Below are 22,272 nucleotides of genomic sequence, written 5' to 3' on the forward strand. Positions count from 1 at the left end.
AATAAATTTCGGGTGGGATGCCGCATGGGTCGTTGACGGGGCGCCCGATCGCGGCAGCTTGTGGGGTGGCCCCGGAGAACATCCCCGCTGCTTTGGCGCCGCGAATGTGCCATGGACGGAAAAACGCACTCTGACGGGTCGGGACCTTCGAACCCACCCTTTCCAGCCGGGACTATACCTTATCATGTCGATGCGCCTCACCGCCGCCCTTCTCCTCGCTCTCGCCGCCCCCGCCGCCGCACAAACCGGCACGGCGCCCGCCCCGACGATCTCCGCCGACAACCTCACCGAAACGGTGCGAACCCTCGCCTCGGACCAGTTTCAGGGCCGCGCGCCCGGCACGGTCGGCGAGGAGCGCACGATCGGCTATCTCATCGGGCGGATGCAGGCCTTGGGGCTCGAACCCGGCGGAACCGACGGCGGCTGGACCCAGCCGGTGCCCCTGCTCCACACCGCGCTCGCCGCGCCGACCAGGCTGCAGTTCGCACGGAACGGCAATGTCCAACCGCTCGTCCAGGGCACTGACATCTATGTCTCGACGCTCCAGCCCGTCGATGTCGCAACCGTCGCCGCGGCGCCGCTGGTCTTCGTCGGTTACGGGGTCAGCGCCCCCGAACGCAGCTGGGACGATTTCAAGGGACAGGATCTCAAGGGCAAGGTCGCGGTCTTCCTGATCAACGACCCCGATTTCTCCGCCGCCGCGGGCGAACCCGTCGCGGGCAAGTTCGGCGGCAAGACGATGACCTATTACGGCCGCTGGACCTACAAGTTCGAGGAAGCCTCGCGCCGCGGCGCGATCGCCGCGCTGATCGTCCACGACACCGACGGCGTCGGCTATGGCTGGAACGTCGTCAAAAGCGGCGGCGGCGAAAATTATGGCCTCGTCGTGCCCGCCGAAAAGCGCACCAGCCTGCAACTGCAGGGCTGGATCGCCCACGACGTCGCCGACAAGCTCTTTGCCGACGCCAAGCTCGACCTGAACCAGCTCCGCATCGCCGCGCGCCGCGCCGATTTCCGCCCCGTTCCGATGTCCGGCGTCACCCTCGACGCCGCAATCCCGGTCCGCCAAGAGGTCGTGCAGAGCCAGAATGTCCTCGCCAAAATCCCCGGCGCCAAACGCCCCGACGAGGTGGTGATGTATGGCGCCCACTGGGACGCCTATGGCGAGGGCAAGCCCGATGCGCAGGGCCGCATCTACCGCGCCGGCGCCAATGACGACGCGCTCGGCGTCGCCGGGCTGTTCGAGATCGCCCGCGCCTTCAAGGCGGCGCCCGCCCCCGACCGCAGCCTCGTCTTCGCCTTCTGGACCGCCGAGGAACGCGGCCTCCTCGGCTCCGAAGCCTATGCCCAGAACCCGATCTATCTGCCCGAAAAGACCGTCGCCAACCTCGGCCTCGACATCCTTCAGACCGCAGGCAAGGCGAAGGACGTCATCCTCGTCGGCAAGGGGCAGGGCAGCCTCGAGGACGATCTCGCCCGCGTCGCCGCGACGCAGGGCCGCACGGTCTCGGTCGAGAGCCTGCCCGAACGCGGCCTCTTTTACCGCGCCGACCATTTTTCGATGGCCAAGCGCGGCGTCCCCGTCCTGCTGATGATGGGCATCGCCGGGGCGTCCGACCTCGTCGTCGGCGGCAGGGCGGCGGGCCAGAAGTGGGTCGATGACTATACCGGCAATTGCTATCATCAGGCCTGCGACGCGTGGGACGACAGCTGGAACCTCGACGGGGCGGTGCAGGATATCGAGCTGTTCCGCACGATCGGCGACGAGCTCGCGCGCTCGGCCAAATGGCCGTCGTGGAAGGACGGCAGCGAGTTCAAGGCGATCCGCGACGCGAGCGCCGCGGCGAGGCAGTAAACCTCGGCACCCTCACCCTTCCCACCGGCCTTGCCGGCGGGCCCCTTCCCTCTCCCGCCGGGAGAGGGAGGGAGGCGCGAAGCGCCGGAAGGGTGAGGGCCGAAGGACTCGCCCGCATCCCTCGTTCCACCGCCAAAACTCCCCCTCTCGTCGCGCAAAGCGCACCGCTGATCGCGCGCCCGACGCCCCCGTGCAACATTGGCCACCACGCCGCGTAGCTTTTTCGCACGCGCGTCGGGGGGAATCCCCACCCTGCGCCATTTCCAAGGAGCGACCCATGCGTTTCACCCCCCTCATCGTCACCGGGGCCGCCGCCCTGCTACTGTCAGCCTGCGCCGCCAAGGAAGAGGTCGCCATGGCCCCGCCGCCACCGCCGGGCGCGGTCGCGGGCAGCGTCGCCGCCGACCGCGACGGCGATGGCATCATCGACGGCTATTACACCGCCGACGGCATCTATCACCCGAACCAGCCGGCTTACACCCCGCCGCCCCCGCCGCCGCCGACCCGTATCGGCGAAAAGGGCTGATCGCCCTTTGGACCAGATGACATGCCGGGGAATGCGGCGGAGCTGCATTCCCCTTTTCCTCGCGCTGATGGCGACCGCCGCGCCGGTCGTCGCCTCGGCCGCGCCTGCAAAGGCCCCCGCGACGGCCAGCGCCGCCACCGGTTTGGACAGCGCGCTGCGCGAACAGGCGGGCGGCGACATCAAACGCTTCTACGCCGAGCGCGGCTACAAACCGCTCTGGGTCCGCGCGGGCCGGATCGGCCCGCAGGCCGACACCCTGCTCGGCTACCTCGCCTCGGCCGATCTCGACGGCCTCAAACCCTATCGCGTCGACAAGCTGCGCGCGCTGATCCGCGACGCGCAGGGCGGCAACCCCGAGGCGGTCGTCCGCGCCGAACTCGCGCTGTCTGACGCCTTCGCCTCCTATGTCCGCGACCAGCGCAAACCCGGCAAGGACCGCACCGTCTATGCCGACAAGTCGCTCAAACCCAAGCGCCCCGAAGCAATCACCGTGCTGCGTGCCGCCGCCTTCCCCAAGGATTTCGGCGCGTACATGACCGGCATGGACTGGATGAGCGAGGATTATGTCCGCCTCCGCACCCTCGCCGGGCAAGCCGCGAAACGCGGCGCCTCGCGCGACCAGATGGCGCGCCTCCGCCTCAACCTCGACCGCGCGCGCATCCTGCCGGGGCCGTGGGTCCATCATGTCGTCGTCGACGCGTCGTCGGGCCAGCTCAGCTATTATAGCGCGGGCAAGCGCGTCGGCACGATGAAGGTCGTCGTCGGCGCCCCCGCCACCCCCACGCCGCTGCTCGCGGGCAAGCTGCAATGGGCGATCCTCAACCCCTATTGGAACGTCCCCGACTATCTCGCGCAGAACAGCATCGCGCCGAAGGTGCTCGCGGGCCGCAGCCTCGCCTCGCTGCGCATGGAGGCGCTGTCGGACTGGAGCCCCGGCGCGCGCAAGCTCGACCCGTCCGAAATCGACTGGCCCGCGGTCGCCTCGGGCCAGCAGGTATTGCGCCTGCGCGAACTGCCCGGCGGTGCCAATTCGATGGGGCGCGTCAAATATCTCTTCCCGAACAAGCTCGGCATCTACCTTCACGACACCCCCGACCGCGCCCTGCTCAAGAAGGACGACCGTCACTTCAGCAACGGCTGCATCCGGCTGGAGAACGCCGCCGAACTCGGCCAGTGGCTGCTCCAGCGCTCGATCAAATCGAAATCGGGCGCCCCCGAACAGGCCGTCGCGCTGCCGCACGAAGTCCCGGTCTACCTCACCTACCTCACGCCTGTTGCGACCAAACAGGGCGTGGCGTTTCGCGAGGATGTGTATGGGAGGGACAGCTAGAAGCGGGCGTGTCCAACGCAGTCGATGTCAGTAGGAACGTCCATCTCCTTCAGCATCTTTTTGACGCCGTCATAGTCGAAGTCCCAAACCTCGCTTCGGTCACCGTTCGGGCCATAGGTATATGGCGTCACCCTGATATCGCCGCAGCAGTAGCAGACGGCCAGTTCGCCAATTTGCCGCCCGTCCTTGTCGTAATAGCGAAAGAAGTGATGCGGGATGAAGCAAGCTGGCATGTCGTATTTGCCCATTTCCGAAGGCTTCGCCCGGTATCGGTGGACCGATCGATCGAGAATGGCCCTTTGACCGGCCGTCAGCAATATTCCGTCCGGATTGTTGATCAGCTGATTGACGCGGGCTGTCGTGCGATGGGGAACGCCCTCGACAAACAGGCGAACCTCGACCGCATCGGGCGCGGGCACCACCCGGATGCGCTCGCCGACCCGAAGCGCGCTCGATTCCTCGATGGGCTCTTTGACTGGTACTGGCTTGGCGGGCGACGACGTCAAACCATAGACGAGCGCCCCGATAGCCGAGATCAGCAATGCAAACAGAAGGAACGGCCAATATCTCATTCCCGGCCTCATAGGCCTATCGCATGAAGAAATGGTGCCCGGCTACCTCACCTCGCGCTCGACCAGCAACGCGGTCGCCGGCTTACGCCGGATCGCCACGATCAACACCCCGACCATCGCCAACCCGCCGCCGATCGCCATCCGCAGGTCGAAATGATCGTGGGTGATCCACACCCCGAACCCGATCGTCGCCAGCGGCGTCATCAACGTCAGCGGCGCGAGCAGATTGGCCTCATAACGGTCGATCAGATGATAATAGACCGAATGCGCGCCGACCGAGACGATCAGCGCGGTGAACAGCACCGCGGCGAGGAAGGGCCAGCCGACCGCCAGTGCCGCCGCCAGCTGCCCCTGCTCGAAAGTCGCCGACGCGAAGCCCAGCGCGGTCACCGATACCAGCCCCACCCACGCCTGGAAGCGAAAGGGCGCGACATCGTCGACCTGCTTCATCAGCACCGCCCCCGCAGCCCCCGAAAAGGCCGAGGCGGCGATCAGCCACAGCCCCGTCGACAGCGCGAAGCCGGGGCGCCAGGTGACGATCAGCACGCCGACCAGCGTCAGCGCGATCCCCAGCCCGCGCCGCCAATGGATGCGCTCGCCCAGGATCAGCACCGACAACAGCATCGTGAACGGCACCCCCATCTGCAGCACGATCGCCGCCGAGGACGGCGAGGTCGTTTGCAGTCCGACGAACAAAAGCGCAAAACTGCCGCCGCCCAGGCACAAAGCGATGGCGACGATCCGCCAGGCCGGGCGCGGCATCGGCAGCAACCATGGCAGCATCACCGCCGCGACCACGGCGAAGCGCAGCGCCGCATAGAAAAGCGGCGGAATCGCCCAGCTGTCGACGATGATCTTGCTCAGCACATTGTTGAAGGCCCAGATCAGGCACACCGCAACAAGGAGGAGGAAATCGCGGACGCGCACCGTTTCACCCGAATGGCGGAAAGCCGGACGTCCGCACTCGCGGGCCGCGTTAGCAGATAGGGCGCATCATGGAACCCGCAGAACCGGGTAATCGCTATGCGGCTTTACCCGCACCCAATTCCATCTCAAGCACCGTCAGCCCGCGCGCCAGCACCGCGCGCGTCACCGCGCCGCCCAGCGACACGCGCAGCGCCGCCTCGCCGCCCTCGCCCGCCGCAAAGGCATCGGCGGCGATCGCGGTCACCCCCGCACCGCGCAGCGCCTCGGCGATCCGCCCCTGATCAGCCCCGGCGGGCAAGGGCACCCACAGATGATAGCCGCTGGCATGCGCCGCATAGCTGCCCGCGGGCAATATCTCCGCCGCAAGCCCTTGCCGCGCCGCCGCCTCGGCGCGCGTCTCGGCGACCAGCCGGTCATAGCTGCCGTCCTCCAGCCAGCGCGTCACCAGCGCGGCATCGAGCGGCGGCGCCATCACGCAGCTCTTGTGCACCTCGGCGGCCAGCGCCAGCGCCTCGCGCACCGACGGCGCGCGCACATGCGCGACGCGCAGCGCGGGCGACAGGATCTTCGAACAACTCGCCACATAAGTTCCCAGCTCGGGCGCGAAGCTGGTCAACGGCGCGATCGCGCGCTCGGGAAGCTGGCCATAGGCGTCATCCTCGATGATCCGCACCCCGTGCCGCCGCGCCACCTCGGCCAGCGCCCGCCGCTCGCCGGCGTCCAGCGTGCGCGTGGTCGGATTGTCGTTGGTCGGCACCACATAGAGCGCGGCGACCTTGGTGGTCCGGCACAGCGCCTCCAGCGCGTCGGCGTCCATCGCCGCCAGCGGCGCGAGCCTCAGCCCCGCCTTGCGCGCCAGTTGCAGGAACACTGAATAGATATGCGTCCCGCAGGCGACGACGTCGCCCGGCTGCAACGTCGCCGCGACGATCGCGTGCAGCGCATTTTGCGCGCCCGCGGTGACGATCACCTCGTCGGCCGAACAGGCCAGCCCCAGCCGCGCGAAAATCGCCGCGCCCGCCGCGCGGTCGGTCGCGCGCCCACCCGCCGGCGTGTAATGCAGTCGCCCGCCCGCGCCTGGCGCGCGCAGCAATGCGCTCGCGGTGCGTTCCCACGCCGCGAGCAACGACCCGCCCGCGACCTCGGGCGGCATGTTCATGCCGGTGTCGAGCGGCGGCGGTCCCGCCGCGATGGCATCCTGCGGCAGGATGAAGCTTCCCGCCCGTCCGCGCGCGCCGATCAGCCCGCGCTGCCGCGCCTGGTCATAACCCTTGGTGACGGTGGTCAGGTCGATCCCCAGCCGTGCCGCGAGGTCGCGTTGCGGCGGCAGGCGGTCACCCGCACGCAGCCGCCCGTTCTCGACCGCCGCCGCGATGCTGTCGGCGATCGCCAGATATTTGGCGCCCGGCGTTTCGTTCAGGTCGGGAATCCATGCCTCAGCCATCGCCGTCGCTCGTCGCCTCCCGTTTCGCCCGCGCGTTCAGCTCGGCCCACAGTGCGCCGGTCCCCGCTTCCTGCGCCTTGTTCACATATTGCGACGCGACGAGCCAGCCCTTGATCGGGTGCAGCATCAGCAGGCAAGGCACGATCATCAGCGGCACCGACGTCACCAGATGCACCCACCACGCCGGGTTCAACGCAACCTCGAACCACACGACGAGGAACAGCAAGGGAAAGGCGACAAAGCACAGCGAGAAGAACGCCGGGCCGTCGTCGGGCGTCGCGAAATCATAATCGAGCCCGCACGTGTCGCAATGGTCGGCGACTTTCAGCCAGCGCCGGAACATCTTTCCCTCGCCGCACCGCGGGCACAGCCCATGCAGCCCCGCCCGATATATCCACCGCCATTTGTCGCGACCCTCAAGCTCGCCGGTCATCGTCTTCATCCTGCATGTTACCGTGCATATATCCATACACAATGCCATACATAATATCGAGACGTTGCGGAGTCAATATTTGCGAAACGTTCAGCAGGCGGGAACGGGCGCCGCCGCCGTCGCTGCGGGCCAGCGCAGTTCATAGGTAACGAGAAAGCCGTCATGATCCGACAATCGCGGGCTGTCCGGACGGCCGTCGAACATCGCCTCGGCGCGCAGCGGCCGGATCGTCAGCCGCTCGCCGTTCGCGAAAAACTGCAGGTCCTGCGTGTCCATCCACGGCGCGTCGCCGTCCCACGACAGCGCGACCGTGCATCCCGCGGCGGGGTCGATGCAGACCTCGTGCACGAGAGTCAGCGGGTGATGCGCGGAGAACCCCTCCCACCGCGCCTCCGAATGGCGCATGTTGAAATCGCCGCCAAAGATCAGCGCGCTCTCGGGCGCCTGCGTCCGCGCGATGAAGTCCGACGCCGCGAGCGCCTGCCGCGCATGCGCTTCCAGATTGCGCGTTTCGGCGACCCCCGACGCCTCGCGCGAATTCATATGGGTGTTATAGATGTCGATCGGTCCCGGCACCCCGGGCAGATGGACGCGCGCGAGCATCACCCCCTTGTTCGCGAGGCAATCGAGCCCCGCACAGGCGCGCCGTCCAAAAGCGTCGGTTTCGGTCGCGACGATCGGGTAGCGCGACGCGATGGCGAGCCCGCCGCCGAGCAGGCGAAGCCCGACCTCACCCTTCAGCGGCTTCGCCGTCCCCGGCATCCGCCCGTTCGCGGCGGCGGGCGAATCGGTGCGCCGCGGGCCGGGCACGATCGCGGGATAGCCGCTCGCGGCGACCGCACGCTTCGCGGCGGGGCTGAACATCTCCTGGAACAGCACGACGTCGGGCACGGTGCCCGCCGCGTGCATCGCCGCCAGCCGCGACCCGATCTTGGCCAGTTCGCGCGCGCGTCCCTTGCGCGCCGGCCAGCCCAGCCCTTCCAGATTATAGGTCAGCACCGACAGCGTCGCGGTCCGGCTTTCGCCCTCGGTCCGGACCGGCATCGCGGGGGCCGCCGCGCAGGACATCATACGCAGCGGCGGCTTGGGGCCGCAGGCGGCGAGCAGCGATGCGCTGCACGCCATCAGGATCATCTGGGCATATCGGGGGGTCATCGCACCAGCCCATATCGCCGCATCGCCGATCCGTCACCGGTTCCGAGACGGATTGGCGGCGCGGCGTGGCGGGGCTATGCCACGACCATGACCACCGACAAGATTTTCCTCAGCGCCAACGACCTCCTCGCCGATTCGCTCCGGCTCGGCATGCAGGTCATCGACAGCGGCTTCCGCCCGACACATCTCGTCGGCATCTGGCGCGGCGGGGCGCCGGTAGGCATCGCGGTGCAGGAACTGCTCGATTATCATGGCCAGCATTGCGACCATATCGCGATCCGCACCTCCTCCTACCACGGCATCGACAAACAGGACGCCGAGGTCAAAGTCTTCGCGCTCGGCTATCTCATCGACACCCTCGACCCCGAGGACCGGCTGCTCATCATCGACGACGTCTTCGACAGCGGGCGCAGCATCCGCGCCTTCATCGCCGAACTAAGGGCGCGCTGCCGCCACAACATGCCGCGCGACATCCGCATCGCCACCGTCTATTATAAACCGCGCCGCAACGTCACCGATCTCCGCCCCGATTTCTTCGTCCACGAAACCGACCAGTGGCTGATCTTCCCGCACGAGATCGACGGGCTGACGATCGAGGAAATCCGCCGCCACAAGCCCGAGGCGGCGATCATCCTGCGCGAGGAGGGAAGCAGCAATGCCTGACGGTTTCACGTCCAGCGACCGCGCCGCCTTCATCGCCGGCCTGCCCAAGGCCGAACTCCACCTCCATATCGAGGGTAGCCTCGAGCCCGAACTGATGTTCACCCTCGCGCAGCGCAACGGCATCGCGATCCCCTTCGCCAGCGTCGACGAGGTCAGGGCGGCTTATGCCTTCTCGAACCTCCAGGATTTCCTCGACATCTATTATCAGGGCATGGGCGTGCTCATCGCCGAGCAGGATTTTTACGACCTCACCGCCGCCTATCTGGCGCGCGCCCACGCCGACAATGTCCGCCACGTCGAAATCTTCTTCGACCCGCAGGGCCATACCGAACGCGGTGTCGCCTTCGAAACCGTCGTCGCCGGCATCACCCGCGCCCTCGACGATGCCCACGCGCGGCACGGCATCACCTCGAAACTCATCCTGTGCTTCCTCCGCCATCTCAGCGAAGCCGACGCCGAGGCGACCCTCGACGAAGCGCTGCCCTGGCTGGGCCGCATCGACGGTGTCGGCCTCGACAGCTCCGAAGTCGGCCACCCGCCCTCGAAGTTCGCGCGCGTCTTCGCCCGCGCCCGCGGCCTCGGCCTGAAAATCGTCGCCCACGCCGGCGAGGAGGGACCGCCCGAATATGTCCTTGAAGCGCTCGACATCCTCCAGGTCGACCGCATCGACCACGGCAACCGCAGCCTCGAAGACCCCGCGCTGGTCGCCCGTCTCGCCGCCGAAGGCATCTGCCTCACCGTCTGCCCGCTCTCGAACCTCAAGCTCTGCGTCGTCGACGACCTCAGCGCCCACCCGCTCAGGGCGATGCTCGATGCGGGACTCGTCGCAACGGTGAACAGCGACGACCCCAGCTATTTCGGCGGCTATGTCGGCGCCAATTATCAGGCGGTCGCCGACGCGCTCGACCTGTCGAAGTCCGAACTGGTCACCCTTGCGCGCAACAGCTTCACCGGCTCATTCCTGGAAGAGGCCGACAAAGCGAAGTACCTCGCCGCGATCGACGCCTGGGCCTAAGCGGCGGGCACCAGAAACTTCAATCCCTGCAGCCGGACGACCTCGCCGCCCTCGCACACCGGCGCCGCGATCAGCCGCATCCAGCGCCGCGCGCCGGTCGCGGGCGCGATCTCGGCGTCGAGGGTGAAGCCGCGCCGGTGCTGGATCGCATAGGCGCGCAGCGTTTCCATCGCCGCGCGCGATCCTTCGCAATAGAGCGCGACCGTCTCGGCGCGCGATACGCGCGCGCCGTCGGGCAGGCCAAAGATCGTATAGACCTCGCTCGACCAGCTCAGCCGGTTGTCAGCCAGTTCGCAGCTCCATTCGCCGGGTCTGGACATCCCCGCGGGCAAGCTTCGCCCGGCATCGGCGAAAACCAGTCCCGCGTCATAGTCGTGCAACTGCCCCAGCTCGAAGTGCCGCGCACGCTCGTAAAGCGGCCAGCTATGATGGATCGGCAGGGGATGGGTTTGTTGCACGTGCGCTCCTGAGGTTCGCTCCTTAACGCTAATCGCCAACGACTAACAACAGGTGACCGACCTGCGCCCCTATGGGATCACCCCGCGATCAGCACCCCATGGTAAGCGGGGTCCTCGAACGCCATTCCCGCTCCGGTCGCCACACAGGTCAGCGCGTCCTTGGCGACCTTGACGTCGAGCCCGGTCGCCTGCGCGATCGCCTCGTCCATCCGGCCGAGCAAGGCGCCGCCGCCGGTCAGGGTGATGCCTTCGTCGATGATGTCGGCCGACAATTCGGGCGGGGTCTGTTCCAGCGCGGCGCGCACCGCGCTGACGATCTGGCCGACCGGCTCGGCGAGCGCCTCGGCGATCTCGACCTCCGACACGCGGATTTCGGCGGGACGGCCGTTGACGAGATCGCGGCCCTTGACGCTGATCACCGTGCCGTCGCCGTCGGGCGGGGTGGCGCAGCCGATCGCCAGCTTGACGCGCTCGGCGGTCATCTCGCCGATCATCAGATTATGTTTGCGGCGGATGTAGGAGGAGATCATCTCGTCCATCTTGTCGCCGCCGACGCGCGCCGAATTGCTGTACGCGATGCCGCTGAGCGACAGCACCGCGACCTCAGTCGTTCCGCCGCCGATGTCGACGACCATCGCCCCGCGTGGTTCGGCGACCTGCAGCCCGGCGCCGATCGCGGCGGCCAGTGCCTCCTCGATCAGTTGCACCGACACCGCGCCGGCGTTGCTCGCCGCATCGCGGATCGCGCGGCGCTCGACCATCGTCGACCCCGACGGGACGCAGATCACGACATGGCTGCGGCGGCGCAGCCGGCTCGGGCCGCCGAGCACCTTGTCGATGAAATATTTGATCATCTGCTCGGCGACGTCGATGTCGGCGATCACACCGTCGCGCAGCGGCCGGATCGTCTCAATATTGCCGGGGGTCTTGCCCATCATCAGCTTGGCGTCGTTGCCGACGACCTTGACCCGCCGCACGCCATCGCGCGTTTCAAGCGCGACCACCGAAGGTTCGTTGAGCACGATGCCCTGGCCGCGGGCATAAACGACGGTGTTCACGGTACCGAGGTCGATGGCCATGTCGTGCGCGGAACTGCCGAAACCTTGGCCGAAACGATGGAAAAAACTCATGGGGGGTGCGGACCCTTTTTTTGGCGGCGTTGGGGGAGGCGGGGTCCGGCCGGCCACCCGCGCCCGAACCCTCTGTCAGGCTCGCTTGTGGCGCGCGGCGGGGCGCGTCAACCGGAACGGTAGCCGGAACGGTGGTTAATCAGGGCCGAACGATATTACCGCGCCGGGCCGTGCCCCGATCGCGTCAGTGCGAGGCGCCCATCGACACCTGCTTGGGCAGCGGCGCGCACCAAACCGCAATCGCGGCGATGACGAACACCACCCCGGCGGCGAGAAACAGGTGCAGCACGCCGATCGTGCCCGCCTGCACATCGACCATCCGCTCGATCGCCGCGCGCGCCTGTTCGAGGCTCAGCCCGGCGCGCTGCAACTGGTCCATCGCGCCGCCGGTGTCGTTCATATGGCTCACCAGTTCGGACCGCGCGACGCGGTTCTGGCTGTCCCACGCCGACGTCGCGATCGCCGTCCCCATCGCGCCCGACAAGGTACGCAGGAAACTCATCAGCCCGGCCGCCGACGTCTGCTTGTCGGGCGGCACGCTCGACAGCGCGAGCGCGGTCAGCCCGACGAAGAAAAAGGGCATGCCCATCCCCTGCAACAGATGCGGCATAGCGAGCGTCCAATAATCGACATCGGCGTTCCAGCTCGCGCGCAGGATCGACACGAACGCCATCCACATGATGCCGGCGCTGATCGAAATGCGAATGTCGATCTTGCCGATCAGCCCCGCCGCCACCGGCGACAGCAAGACCGCGAACACCCCGATCCACGCGACGACATAGCCGGTCTCGGTCGCGGTATAGCCCGCCACCTGCTGCAGCCACAGCGGGGTCAGCACGACCTGCGAGAAAAAGGCGCCAAAGCCCAGCGAGATCGCGATCGTGGCGAAACTGAACCCCCGGAACCGAAAGACGCGCAGATCGACGACCGGATTTTCGTCGGTCAGTTCCCAGATCACGAACGCGACAAAAGCGATCGCGGCGACGATCGCCAGCGTCACGATCCATGCCGATCCGAACCAGTCATGCTCGCGCCCCGTGTCGAGCATCAGCTGGAAGGCGCCGACCGACAGCACCAGCAGGATCAGCCCGACCGTGTCGATCCGCGCCTTGGCTTTTTTGGTTTCGAACGGCCGCAACAGGCTCCCGACCCCGAAGAAACAGAGCGCGACCACCGGCAGGTTGATGAAAAAGATCCACGGCCAGCTCCAATTGTCGCTGATCAGCCCGCCGAGGATCGGCCCCAGGATCGGCGCCGTCGTCGTCGTCATCGCCCAGATCGCGAGGCCGATCCCTGCCTTCTCCTTGGGAAAGATACGCAGCAGCAAGATCTGCGACAGCGGCATCAGCGGACCGCCCGACAGCCCCTGCAGAATGCGGAAGACGATCAGTCCGTCGAGGGTCTGCGATATGCCGCAAAGGAAGGAGAAAATGCCGAAGCCGACGATCGAATAGAGGAACCAGCGCACCGTGCCGAAACGCATCGCGAGCCAGCCGGTCAGCGGCACACTGATCGCGTCGGCCACCGCATAGCTGGTGATGACCCACGTCCCCTGCGTCGGCGACACTGCCAGCCCGCCCGCGATATGCGGCACCGACACATTGGCGATGGTGGTGTCGAGCACGACGACGAAATTGGCGAGCGCCAATGCGAACGCCGCCGCGAACAGCCGCACGCCCGTCAGCGGCGCGGGTTCGTCGGACAGGATGGCGGTGGCAGCGCTGGCCATGGTTCAGCTCATTTCCCGCGCGTGTCGATCGTCGCTTCCATCGACAATCCGACGCGCAACGGATGCGCCTTCAGCTCTTTGGGGTCGAGCGCGATGCGTACCGGCAGGCGCTGCACCACCTTCACCCAATTGCCCGTCGCATTCTGCGCCGGGATCAGCGAAAAGGCGGCGCCGGTGCCGCCCGCGATGCCGACGACCTTGCCGTGGAACACCACGTCGTCGCCATAATAGTCCGACACCAGTTCGACCGGCTGACCCATGCGGATATCCTTGAACTGGCTTTCCTTGTAGTTGGCGTCGACATAGGCGGTGGCGATCGGCACAATCGTCATGATCGGCGCGCCCGCGGCGATCCGCTGCCCGACCTGCACCTGCTTGTTCGTCACGATGCCGTCGACCGGCGCGCGGATCACCGTGCGCGCCAGGTCGAGCTCGGCCTTTTCGAGCCGCGCCTGCGCCGCCGCGACGTCGGGCGCGCTGTCGATCGTCGTCCCGCGCGTCAGCGCCTCGGCCGCGCCGAGGTCCCCCGTTGCCGAACCCTGCGTCGCCTGTGCCGAAGCGATTCCGGCCGATGCCAGGTCGCGCGCCGCCGTCGCCGACTGCAACGCGGCGCGTGCCGAGGTGATTTCCTCGCCCGATACCGCGCCGGTGCCCGACAGGCTTTCACGCCGCGCCAGTTCGGCGCGCGCCTTCTCGACCATCGCATTGGCATCGCGCAGTCGCGCCCGCGACTGGTTCACATCGGCGCCGCGTGCGACGACGCGCGCCCGCGCCGCATCGGCATTGGCACCCGCTTGGCCATAGCGTTGCCGTGCCAGCCGCAGCGCCGCCTGTGCGTCGGCGACCGCAAGCTTGGCATCGCTATCGTCGAGGATGACGAGGATGTCGCCCTTCTTCACCGCCTGCGTGCCCGCGACGCGGACCTCCCGCACCGGCCCTGCGACGAGCGCGGTGACGACGGCGGAATCGGCACCGACATAGGCATTGTCGGTATGCACCCGCCCCGCCTGCGTCAGGAAATACCACACCGCCCAGAGCAGTGCGACGCTGACCACGACGATCAGCAGGATGCGCAGGAATTTCCTGCGTTTCGCGCCATTCGCCTCGGCGGTGGGGGAGGTTTCGGCGGGGATCGCAGCCGTATCGTCGGCCATCATCTGTCTCCTGTGGAAGTCTTGGCCCGATAACCGCCGCCCAGCGCGCGGATCAGGCTGATGTCGAGCGACAGCTGCCGCGCCTCGAGGTCGGCGACGCCGCGCGCCAGCGCCACGGCGCTGTCCTCGGCGGTCAGCGCGACGATCTGGTTCGACAGCCCGGCGCGATAGCGCAGCCCGGCGAGCTTCGACGCCTCTTCGGCCGCCGCCAGCGCCGCGCGCCGCTCGGTCAGTTGCCGCGCATTGGCCTCGCGGCTGCGCACGACGTCGGCGACGTCGCGCAGCGCCGCGATCAGGCTCTTGTCATAATTGGCGACCACGACGTCATAATCGGCGCGCGCGCCGCGATACCGGCCCTGCAACCGCCCGCTGTCGAAGATCGGCAGGCTCAGCGCGACGCCGCCATTGCCATATTCGGATCCCTTGTCGAACAGGTTCGACAGCCCGAGCGACTGCAGCCCGACGAGCGCCGACAGGCTGATATTCGGATAGAAATCGGCGCGTGCGACATCGATGCGTTTCGCCGCCGCCTCGCCGCGCAGCCGCGCCGCGACGATGTCGGGGCGCCGGCCGATCAACGCGATTCCCGCGTCGGCCGGCAATCCCGCCGCCGGAAGCGTCAGCACCGGCCTGGCGATCGCCAGCCCGCGATCGGGACCCGCGCCGACCAGTGCCGCGATGCGGTTGCGCGTCAGCGCTATCGCCTCCTCGAGCGCGACGACATCGCCGCGCGCCGCCGCGGTGCGGCTCTCGGCCTGTCGCTGTCCCGCCAGATTTTCCAGTCCCGCCCGCGCGCGCTCCGCCGACAGCCCGGCGCTCGTCCCGCGCACCCGCACCGCCGCGTTGGCGACGTCGAGCGCGGCGAACTGCCCCGCGAGGTCGGCATAGGCGCTTGCGATCCCGGTGGTCAGCATCAGCCGCGCCTGCGCCGCATCGACCCGCGCCGCCTCGGCCTCCGAGGTCGCCGCCGCCAGCGCCGCGCGGTTTTTGCCCCACAAGTCGAGGTCGAAACCGAAAGTCGCGGCGATATGCCCTGTATCCTGGATGCCGCCGGGCACGAATTGCGGCGGAATGCCCAGATTCTTGCTCTGCTGGGTGCCGCCCGCGCTGCCCTCGACGCCAATGCGCGGGCCGAGCGCCGCGCCCGCCTGCTGCGCCAGCGCATCGGCGGCGCGCACCCGCGCCGCAGCGATCGCGACGTCGGGCGATCCGGCCAGTCCTTCGTCGACCAGCGCCGTCAGCTGTGCATCGCCGAACCCCTGCCACCAGCCCTCGACCGGCCACGCGCCCGCCGCATCGGCGAACGAGGCGCTCGACGCCAGCGACTCGGGCGCGACGGGAACCGGCTTCGGCCCGACGTCGGGGGTCGCAACGCAGCCCGCGAGCAGGCCGAAAACAGCGGTGACAAGAAATATTCTGCGGGGCATGGCATCCAACGATACTAGCTGGTATCATGCGCCATTGAACTGCGGGCGATAAGTTGTCAATCGAAATGATACCAGACAGTACGACTACTTTGGACGATGCCGCTGCGGCGCGACGCAAGGCCTTTGTCGACGCCGCGCGCGCGCTGTTTTTGGCGAACGGCTATAGCGGCACCACCATGTCGTCGATCGCCGCCAAGGTCGGTGGGTCGAAGACGACGCTCTGGACCTATTTCCCGTCGAAGGAGGACCTGTTCGCGGCGGTGGTCGACGAAATCGTCGGCGAATATGGCACCGCGCTGCACGTCGACCTGCCGGTCGACCAGCCGGTGGTCGAGGTGCTGACGCGCTTCGGCAATGTGCTGATGGCGGCGCTGGTCACCACCCCGCTGCTGTCGCTGTTCCGCCTCGTCGTCGGCGAGGCCGAGCGCTTTCCGCATCTCGCCGAGACCTTTTACGATCGCGGCCCACGCCGCGGCAAGGCGCGCGCCGCCATCTGGGTCGCCGCCAAGATGGCGCGCGGCGAATTGCGCACGGGCGACCCGATGCAGGCGGTTCGCCATTTCGCCGGGCTGTGCCAGTCGGGCATTTACCAACACGCGGTTCTCGGCCTTCCCGAAGGCCGAGAAACCGACCGGATCGCCGCCGAAGTCGATGCGGCGGTCGACACCTTTTACCGTGCTTGGGGGCCTGCGGCGCGCTGAGCACCTCAGCGCGCGTGCAGCTTCGCCAGCGCGATCCCCGCCAGGTTTTGCGCCCGCCCGACATGGCGCACCCGCGGCCTGGGGCCGTCGCCCACCAAGGCATGAAATGCCGCCAGATGGACCGCCGCACCGCCGCGCGCCCTTACCGCCCCGTTCGCCTGAGCCACCACAGCGGCGGCATCGCCGAGCAACAGGAAATCCTCGAACCCCCGCGCCCGCGCCAGCCGCAGCCCCGCGATCAGCGCCAGCCATTCGGCGTCGAGGCTGCCGCCCCGCCCCGCATCGCGCTCGATATGCGCGACCCCGCCGCACACGACGGCGATCTCGATCGTCCCCGGATTCGGCCGCGCCCCGCCGTCGAAATAGATTTTGATACGGGTCTTGGTCATAGCGCTCACTTACCGCAAAGCGGCGCCATCGAGAACCGATCCTCCCTGTGCCGAAGGCATGGGGAGGGGGACCGCTCGCGAAGCGAGTGGTGGAGGGGCCAGCGACGTCGCGCCAACGCCCCTCCGTCAGCGCTTCGCGCTGCCACCTCCCCATCGCTGCGCGACAGGGAGGATNTTCCTCAGAACTTCCCGCGCACCGAGAAAGCGAAGACCGGCCCGATCAGCCGATCGCGCTTCTCGACAAAGGCGATCGGGCTTTCGCCGCGCACCCCGGTATAGACGGTGCGGTCGCGCTTCGATCGCGCATTGGCAGCATTGGCAAGCTGCGCCCGTACCGTCAGCCCCATCACATTCTTATGCTCGATATAGGCCGCGGCGAACCACGGGCCTTCCCACGTCTTGTCGACCTGGTTGCGGCGATAGTTCGGCTGGTAATGCCCATAGTTGGCGCTCGCGCCCAAGGCGATATCGCTGCCCGGGATGTCGTACCGCGTGCCCAGTTCGATCACGGTGTCAGTGAACCCGCTCCACTGACGCTTCTCCCCCGTGAACGGATCGCGCAGCGAGCTTTTCTGGACCAGCACCCGTGTCTCGAACTTCATGCCCTTGATGCCGGCGGGGTCCATGTTGATCGTCGCGGTCCAGTCGATCGCGCCGGCCTTGGCCTTGGCGATATTGCCGACCGCCTCGCCATCGACCCCGATCGGCACGACATCGACGCGGTCCTCGACGTCGCGATAGATCAGGATGACCTTGGTCGATCCCCAGGCGCCGAATTTCTTGTTGATCTCGGCCTCGTAACTCCAGTCCTGCTGGGGCCGCAGGTCGTTGTTGCTCTCATTCTGGTTGCCATCGTTGAGGAAGGCGCGCGCAAGAAAATCGTAAAAGGACAATTGTAGCACCCGCCGCCGGATCTTGAGCGACGCGTCGAAATCGGCGGTCGGCGTCCAGGCGAGCGACAGCGACCCCTTCGGCCGGGAAAAGGTGCGCGTCAGGCCGTTGACCCCGGTCTGGGTGATCGTCGAATGCTCGGCGCCCGCGACGATCTGGAACGACAATTTGTTCGTCAGCTTGCGCCCGAAGCTCAGCAGCCCTTCGTAGCGGTCCTCGCTGACTCCGCCGGTGCCGCCCGGAAAGGGTATGTTGACGAACACGCCATCCTCGAGCTCCGCGATCGACGCCACATTGTCGAGCGTGTTGAACGCCGCTTCCCCCGACAATTGCCAGTCGCCGCCGAACATCTTCCACTGATATTCGCCGCGTGCGATCGTCTCGCCCAAATCGCCGGTCTGCGCGAAGCGGTCGCCCTCGTCCGGCCTGCCGTCGGCAAAGGTCGTGACGATTTCCTGTGAATAGGGCTCGTGGCTGAACCGCCGCAGCCCGATCAGCTTGAGTTTGCCCGGTCCGACCCCGAACTGATAATCGCCGCTGACCTCGTAGTTCCAGCTGTCGGCATTTTCACGCACGGTGCGCAGCCGGTCGACAAGCCCGGGACCGGTGCGCACGCCATCCTCATAATAACGGTCATATTTGCGCTGATAATGGCCGCCGAGGTTCGCGACGCTGTCGCCCGCGGGGTCCCAGGTGATCCGCCCCGACAATTTGGGCGTGTCATAATGGGTGTTCCAGATATCCTTGCGCCGCTCGATGAGGTTGCCCGCGCCGTCGGTGATCAGCGTCGGGCCGCCGGCACCGCTGCGCGCCGAATCGTCGTTGTTGAGCGCCGCCTCATATTCCAGATCGCCCGACCGCCCGCGCACCGACACGTCGCCGCGAGTGAATAGCGGATCGGTGTAATGCGCCCGAAACTCGGGCTTCCACGAAAATTGGCCCGAGAAGCTGTCGGCGCGATAGACAATGTTCGCGACCTGCCCCGACAATCCGGGGATATCGAGCGTCGCCCCGTCGACGATCTCGATCCGCTCGACATTGCCCGCGGGGATCCGCGACAGCTGGGTGTACATGTCGTCGCCCTTGTTCGACGGCCTTTCGCCGTTGAACAGTACATTGCCCGTCGCCTGCCCCAGCCCGCGCAGATTCTCGTTGTCGCGAATCGAAAAGCCGGGGACCTGATTGAGCATGTCATAGGCGTTCTTCGGCGCGTAGCGCGCGAAGTCGGCGGGGGTATAGACCTGCCGCGCGGCGCTGCTCGCACCGCCCGCGGGCACCTCGGTCGCCGCGGGCGGCGGCGTATCGCCGGTCGGTGCATCCTGCGCCGCGACGGGAAGGGCGACCAGCACCGCTGCGATCGCCGAAAGACTGGCTGCGATCCTCACTGGCCGCCCCCCGTCGCCCGGTTCATCGCCCTGGCATAATCGCCGGTCACGCCCATCGCCTTCATGCCGACCACATCCTCGACGTCGAGCGTGTCATATCCCGCCGCGACCAGCTCGCGGACATAGGCGCCGGTCACGCCCAGCGCCTTGCACGCGATCGCATCCTCGACCTCGGTCAGCTTCAGCGGCGCCTGCTTGAGGTCGCGGACATAGTCGGGGGTCACCCCCAGCGCCGCGGCGGCGATCAAATCATTGCTGTCCTTCGGCTTCACGCCTTCGCGCGTCAGGCCGTCGGCGAGCGTCAGCGTCGCATCGACCATCAGCATCGCGAGCAGGTCGCCGCGCTTCTCGGGCGCCAGCCCGCGGGCGGCCAGGTCGCGCTCGAAGCCCGCATCGGGGGTGAAATCGCACCGCCCCTGCCCCTTGTGCGCGGCGGTCAGCGTGCCCGTGCATGCGAGCGATCCCGCCGCATGCCGCACGGCGAAGCGGACCGGCCCGGTCCCGCCTAGCGCGCTGCGCGCCGCGCCGAATTCGGGGCGTGCGCCGTCGAGCGCGATGTCGCTGTTCGAATTCTTCTGGCGCAGGCGCAGCACCGGCTGGTCGCCGGCGCCGTCGGCCGGCTTCACGTCCCAGGCGATCGCGCCCGTTTCCTGCGCGGCGGCGGTCGCGGGCTCGCCCGGTCCGGCGCAGGCCAGCACCGACATCAGGGCCAGGCTCGACGCGACAATCATGCTCTTCATGGCTACACTCCTCCCTCGTGCGCCGGACGAGCGTCATCGCTCGCCGCCGCAGCGACGTTTCAACACAGACTTTCGATCAGTGGCCGCCAGGGTCGGACGAATGTCCGGGCGTCAGCGGCCGGTTGGGCCGGACCGGAGTCCGGGGATCAATCTTCGGGTGGTTCCGGCGGCTGCGGCGCTTCGGGGATTTCGATCCGCGCGACCCGCCCGTCGGCCGACCGCGCCTCGATCACCCCGCCGGGGCCGACCCGCACCGTCGCCGCCTTGTCGCCTTTGCCGCCCTTCGGCCCCTTCGCGACAAAGGGTCGCCGCGGCGCCGACACCGCGCGCAACGCGATCGCATCGTCGGGGGTGCGCAGCACCACACCGGCCTTGCGCATCTCGCGGATATAGGCGCCGTCGACCCCCATCGCGCGCATCCCGGTCAGGTCGTCGAGGCCGACGCCGGGGAAATAGGACTGGATTTCGCGGGCATAGGCGGCATCGACCCCGACCGACGCGGCGCCAATCATGTCGCCGACGTCGGATCCGGGGAACAACCGGCGCATCTGGCCGATATAGGCGGCGTCGACCCCGCTCGCCTTCGCAGCGATCACATCGTCGGCATCGACCGACCAGCGTTCGTCCTGCATCTGGCGGACGTCCTCGGGGGTCACGCCGACCGCACGCATGCTGATCAGCTGCTCGGGGGTCAGCGGCTTGCCGGCCGCGGCGGCCTCGGCCTTCTTCTCGGCGACGGCCTGGGCAGCAACGGCCGTCCGTGCCGATGCCCGGGCGGTTTCGCGCGATGCGACCGCGACGGCGCGAGCCTCTTCCGCCGCCTGCCGCGCTTCGGGTGCGGTCGCCGAAAAGGCGGCGAGCGGCACCGTCAGCCCGACCAGCAGCATCAGGCTGCCGAACATCCAGCCGCCACTCGCCGGACCGCGCTTCAGGCTGCCGTCGAGCACGCGGGTGATCCGCCGCTTCAGGCTGCTCTTGGCGGGTGCGACGCCATGCGCCGCCAACAACACCGCCTTATTGTCGTGGCGCGCCGCGCCGACCAGCAGCGTCGCATAATCGGGGCCGTCGATGTCGGCCATCAGCACCGCATCGTCGGCAGCTTCCTCGCGGAGCTGGTGGCTCTCGCGCGCCAGCATCCATACAAAGGGGTTGAACCAGAACACCGCACAGGCGACCCGCGCGCCGAGCAGTTTCGCCCAGTCGAGCCGTGCAACATGCGCCAGTTCATGCGCGATGATCGCCTCGGCCTCGCCCGTCGCCGCGACCGCCTTCGGGCTCAGCACGATCGTCGGGCGCAGCACGCCCCAGCTGATCGGCGAGCGCAATTCCTCGCTCACCAGCAGCGCGGTGCCATGTTTGAAGCCCATGCGGCGCTGCGCCTCGGCGAGCGCCGACAGCCACGACGGCTGTACCAGCACCTCGGCGCGGCCGCGCATCGCGAACAGGCGGACGACCGCGAGCAGCATCACTCCAAACAGCAGGACGAGCGGGACCGCATAGAGAAAGGGGGCAATATCCCCCAGCGACGGCAATACGACCGGCGGCGACCCGGCCGCCTCCGCCGCGACAGGGACTGAGGTCGCGACGGGGACGGCCAGATCGGCCACCGGTCCCCCCGTTGTAGAAAGATCGCCCGCGGCCAGCGCCACCGGGGCCGCGTTTGCGAACCATGCGGCGGGCAGCGGCGCCCATTGCGGCATCAACAGGATCGCGGCGGGCAGCGCGAGCAGTGCGAACAGCCCGCTGTGCGCGATCATCGACCGTTCGCCCGACGAGCGCGACCGCGCGAGGCGCAGCAGCAACAGCGTGGCGCCGGCGATCGCGGCGGATTTCCAGGCAAAGCCCAGCAGCATGTTGGCATCGAGCATCATTTCGCCCTCCCTTCGCGCGCCTGCGCGATCAGTTTTTCCAGTTCGTCGAGTTCGGATCCGCTCATCTCGTCCTGCATGCCGAGCAGCGCCGCGGCAGCGCTCGTCGCCGATCCGTTGAAAAAGACGCGCACCACCTGCCCCAGCGCCGACTTGCTCGCCGCCTTTTCGGGCACGCTCGGCGCATAGAGGAAGCCACGCTCCGAATGTTCGCGCGCGACGAAGCCCTTGGCCTCGAGCCGCTTCAGCATCGCGCGGATCGCCGAGCCCGACAGTTCATCGGGCATCGCGTCGCCGATCTCGGTCACCGTCGAGGCACCGCGCTCGTACAGAATATCGACAATCTCGCGTTCCCGCGGGGGCAAACTGGACAGCATTCGAATCACCTCATGCGCTACATTTGTAGCGTGCTACATTTGTAGCGCCGCGTTGGCAAGGGGTTTTATTCACATAATACACGTCGCCGCTCGGGCACCCGGT

The 22,272-nt window shown here is 67.8% G+C and carries 21 protein-coding genes; 6 read left to right on the forward strand and 15 right to left on the reverse strand.

Annotated elements, in window-relative coordinates:
* The first annotated feature begins 184 nt into the window (after positions 1-184).
* The 3 genes from ASD67_RS04210 (at position 185) to ASD67_RS04220 (ending at position 3,711) form a co-directional block, all read left to right on the forward strand.
* Entirely contained in the window at positions 185-1,855 is a 1,671-nt protein-coding gene (locus ASD67_RS04210; protein ID WP_156377565.1) for a M20/M25/M40 family metallo-hydrolase, read from the forward strand.
* Between the two features lie 277 nt (positions 1,856-2,132).
* Positions 2,133-2,381 carry a hypothetical protein gene (locus ASD67_RS04215; RefSeq protein WP_056343855.1) on the forward strand — a complete coding sequence of 83 codons (249 nt, stop codon included), beginning with the start codon at positions 2,133-2,135 and terminating at the stop codon, positions 2,379-2,381.
* Positions 2,382-2,448: 67 nt separating this feature from the next.
* Entirely contained in the window at positions 2,449-3,711 is a 1,263-nt protein-coding gene (locus ASD67_RS04220) for a L,D-transpeptidase family protein (protein ID WP_235535565.1), read from the forward strand.
* Here ASD67_RS04220 and ASD67_RS04225 read toward each other — a convergent pair.
* The 5 genes from ASD67_RS04225 to ASD67_RS04245 all read right to left on the reverse strand — a co-directional run bounded on the left by ASD67_RS04225 (position 3,708) and on the right by ASD67_RS04245 (position 8,242).
* On the reverse strand, positions 3,708-4,283 hold the full coding sequence (locus tag ASD67_RS04225) for a hypothetical protein (RefSeq protein ID WP_156377566.1): 576 nt from the start codon (positions 4,281-4,283) through the stop codon (positions 3,708-3,710). The two genes, ASD67_RS04220 and ASD67_RS04225, sit on opposite strands and share 4 nt — an antisense overlap.
* 42 nt (positions 4,284-4,325) lie before the next feature.
* Complete coding sequence (locus ASD67_RS04230; RefSeq protein ID WP_056343864.1) at positions 4,326-5,210, reverse strand: DMT family transporter; 885 nt, start codon at positions 5,208-5,210, stop codon at positions 4,326-4,328.
* Positions 5,211-5,304: 94 nt separating this feature from the next.
* On the reverse strand, positions 5,305-6,654 hold the full coding sequence (locus ASD67_RS04235) for an aminotransferase-like domain-containing protein (protein ID WP_056343867.1): 1,350 nt from the start codon (positions 6,652-6,654) through the stop codon (positions 5,305-5,307).
* Positions 6,647-7,087, reverse strand: a complete 441-nt coding sequence (locus tag ASD67_RS04240) for a DUF983 domain-containing protein (RefSeq protein ID WP_056347009.1) — start codon at positions 7,085-7,087, stop codon at positions 6,647-6,649. Before ASD67_RS04240 ends, ASD67_RS04235 begins: the two co-directional genes overlap by 8 nt.
* A gap of 90 nt (positions 7,088-7,177) precedes the next feature.
* Positions 7,178-8,242, reverse strand: a complete 1,065-nt coding sequence (locus ASD67_RS04245; protein WP_056343870.1) for an endonuclease/exonuclease/phosphatase family protein — start codon at positions 8,240-8,242, stop codon at positions 7,178-7,180.
* An 87-nt stretch (positions 8,243-8,329) separates the two neighbouring features.
* On the opposite strand from ASD67_RS04245, the gene ASD67_RS04250 reads away from it, so the two are divergent.
* Together ASD67_RS04250 and ASD67_RS04255 are read left to right on the forward strand one after the other, a co-directional pair.
* Entirely contained in the window at positions 8,330-8,905 is a 576-nt protein-coding gene (locus ASD67_RS04250) for a phosphoribosyltransferase (RefSeq protein WP_056343874.1), read from the forward strand.
* Positions 8,898-9,920, forward strand: coding sequence for an adenosine deaminase (locus tag ASD67_RS04255; RefSeq protein ID WP_056343878.1), 1,023 nt, complete (start codon positions 8,898-8,900; stop codon positions 9,918-9,920). The genes ASD67_RS04250 and ASD67_RS04255 overlap by 8 nt, the downstream gene beginning before the upstream one ends.
* Here ASD67_RS04255 and ASD67_RS04260 read toward each other — a convergent pair.
* The 5 genes from ASD67_RS04260 to ASD67_RS04280 all read right to left on the reverse strand — a co-directional run bounded on the left by ASD67_RS04260 (position 9,917) and on the right by ASD67_RS04280 (position 15,818).
* Complete coding sequence (locus ASD67_RS04260) at positions 9,917-10,378, reverse strand: hypothetical protein (RefSeq protein WP_056343882.1); 462 nt, start codon at positions 10,376-10,378, stop codon at positions 9,917-9,919. The two genes, ASD67_RS04255 and ASD67_RS04260, sit on opposite strands and share 4 nt — an antisense overlap.
* Positions 10,379-10,455: 77 nt before the next feature.
* Positions 10,456-11,508: a rod shape-determining protein gene (locus ASD67_RS04265; protein ID WP_056343885.1), complete on the reverse strand. Its 1,053-nt coding sequence runs from the start codon at positions 11,506-11,508 to the stop codon at positions 10,456-10,458.
* Between the two features lie 184 nt (positions 11,509-11,692).
* A complete protein-coding gene (locus ASD67_RS04270; RefSeq protein WP_056343887.1) occupies positions 11,693-13,237 on the reverse strand; it encodes a DHA2 family efflux MFS transporter permease subunit in 1,545 nt (514 codons plus the stop codon).
* Between the two features lie 8 nt (positions 13,238-13,245).
* Positions 13,246-14,391, reverse strand: coding sequence for an HlyD family secretion protein (locus ASD67_RS04275; protein WP_056343890.1), 1,146 nt, complete (start codon positions 14,389-14,391; stop codon positions 13,246-13,248).
* The gene (locus ASD67_RS04280; RefSeq protein ID WP_056343892.1) at positions 14,391-15,818 is read right to left on the reverse strand and encodes an efflux transporter outer membrane subunit; all 1,428 of its coding nucleotides are present in this window, start codon (positions 15,816-15,818) and stop codon (positions 14,391-14,393) included. Before ASD67_RS04280 ends, ASD67_RS04275 begins: the two co-directional genes overlap by 1 nt.
* Before the next feature lie 89 nt (positions 15,819-15,907).
* Here ASD67_RS04280 and ASD67_RS04285 point away from each other — a divergent pair, with 89 nt between their 5' ends.
* Positions 15,908-16,519, forward strand: coding sequence for a TetR/AcrR family transcriptional regulator (locus ASD67_RS04285; protein ID WP_235535566.1), 612 nt, complete (start codon positions 15,908-15,910; stop codon positions 16,517-16,519).
* A gap of 5 nt (positions 16,520-16,524) precedes the next feature.
* Here ASD67_RS04285 and ASD67_RS04290 read toward each other — a convergent pair whose 3' ends face one another.
* From ASD67_RS04290 to ASD67_RS04310, 5 genes are all read right to left on the reverse strand, one after another.
* Positions 16,525-16,908: a reverse transcriptase-like protein gene (locus ASD67_RS04290; RefSeq protein ID WP_056343898.1), complete on the reverse strand. Its 384-nt coding sequence runs from the start codon at positions 16,906-16,908 to the stop codon at positions 16,525-16,527.
* Positions 16,909-17,087: 179 nt separating this feature from the next.
* Entirely contained in the window at positions 17,088-19,184 is a 2,097-nt protein-coding gene (locus ASD67_RS04295) for a TonB-dependent receptor plug domain-containing protein (protein ID WP_056343900.1), read from the reverse strand.
* A complete protein-coding gene (locus ASD67_RS04300; RefSeq protein WP_056343903.1) occupies positions 19,181-19,924 on the reverse strand; it encodes a hypothetical protein in 744 nt (247 codons plus the stop codon). The genes ASD67_RS04295 and ASD67_RS04300 overlap by 4 nt, the downstream gene beginning before the upstream one ends.
* A gap of 146 nt (positions 19,925-20,070) precedes the next feature.
* Positions 20,071-21,795, reverse strand: coding sequence for a M56 family metallopeptidase (locus tag ASD67_RS04305; RefSeq protein WP_056343906.1), 1,725 nt, complete (start codon positions 21,793-21,795; stop codon positions 20,071-20,073).
* A complete protein-coding gene (locus ASD67_RS04310; protein ID WP_056343909.1) occupies positions 21,792-22,169 on the reverse strand; it encodes a BlaI/MecI/CopY family transcriptional regulator in 378 nt (125 codons plus the stop codon). The genes ASD67_RS04305 and ASD67_RS04310 overlap by 4 nt, the downstream gene beginning before the upstream one ends.
* Positions 22,170-22,272 lie beyond the last annotated feature (103 nt).

It is taken from the genome of Sphingopyxis sp. Root1497, from assembly GCF_001427085.1.
Taxonomy (GTDB): domain Bacteria; phylum Pseudomonadota; class Alphaproteobacteria; order Sphingomonadales; family Sphingomonadaceae; genus Sphingopyxis.

Coding starts and splice junctions, on each gene's coding strand:
- ASD67_RS04210 (WP_156377565.1), top strand. CDS start 185: ATGTCGATGCGCCTCACCGCCGCCCTTCTCCTCGCTCTCGCCGCCCCC.
- ASD67_RS04215 (WP_056343855.1), top strand. CDS start 2,133: ATGCGTTTCACCCCCCTCATCGTCACCGGGGCCGCCGCCCTGCTACTG.
- ASD67_RS04220 (WP_235535565.1), top strand. CDS start 2,449: ATGGCGACCGCCGCGCCGGTCGTCGCCTCGGCCGCGCCTGCAAAGGCC.
- ASD67_RS04225 (WP_156377566.1), bottom strand. CDS start 4,283: ATGAGATATTGGCCGTTCCTTCTGTTTGCATTGCTGATCTCGGCTATC.
- ASD67_RS04235 (WP_056343867.1), bottom strand. CDS start 6,654: ATGGCTGAGGCATGGATTCCCGACCTGAACGAAACGCCGGGCGCCAAA.
- ASD67_RS04240 (WP_056347009.1), bottom strand. CDS start 7,087: ATGACCGGCGAGCTTGAGGGTCGCGACAAATGGCGGTGGATATATCGG.
- ASD67_RS04245 (WP_056343870.1), bottom strand. CDS start 8,242: ATGACCCCCCGATATGCCCAGATGATCCTGATGGCGTGCAGCGCATCG.
- ASD67_RS04250 (WP_056343874.1), top strand. CDS start 8,330: ATGACCACCGACAAGATTTTCCTCAGCGCCAACGACCTCCTCGCCGAT.
- ASD67_RS04255 (WP_056343878.1), top strand. CDS start 8,898: ATGCCTGACGGTTTCACGTCCAGCGACCGCGCCGCCTTCATCGCCGGC.
- ASD67_RS04265 (WP_056343885.1), bottom strand. CDS start 11,508: ATGAGTTTTTTCCATCGTTTCGGCCAAGGTTTCGGCAGTTCCGCGCAC.
- ASD67_RS04270 (WP_056343887.1), bottom strand. CDS start 13,237: ATGGCCAGCGCTGCCACCGCCATCCTGTCCGACGAACCCGCGCCGCTG.
- ASD67_RS04275 (WP_056343890.1), bottom strand. CDS start 14,391: ATGGCCGACGATACGGCTGCGATCCCCGCCGAAACCTCCCCCACCGCC.
- ASD67_RS04280 (WP_056343892.1), bottom strand. CDS start 15,818: ATGCCCCGCAGAATATTTCTTGTCACCGCTGTTTTCGGCCTGCTCGCG.
- ASD67_RS04290 (WP_056343898.1), bottom strand. CDS start 16,908: ATGACCAAGACCCGTATCAAAATCTATTTCGACGGCGGGGCGCGGCCG.
- ASD67_RS04300 (WP_056343903.1), bottom strand. CDS start 19,924: ATGAAGAGCATGATTGTCGCGTCGAGCCTGGCCCTGATGTCGGTGCTG.
- ASD67_RS04305 (WP_056343906.1), bottom strand. CDS start 21,795: ATGATGCTCGATGCCAACATGCTGCTGGGCTTTGCCTGGAAATCCGCC.
- ASD67_RS04310 (WP_056343909.1), bottom strand. CDS start 22,169: ATGCTGTCCAGTTTGCCCCCGCGGGAACGCGAGATTGTCGATATTCTG.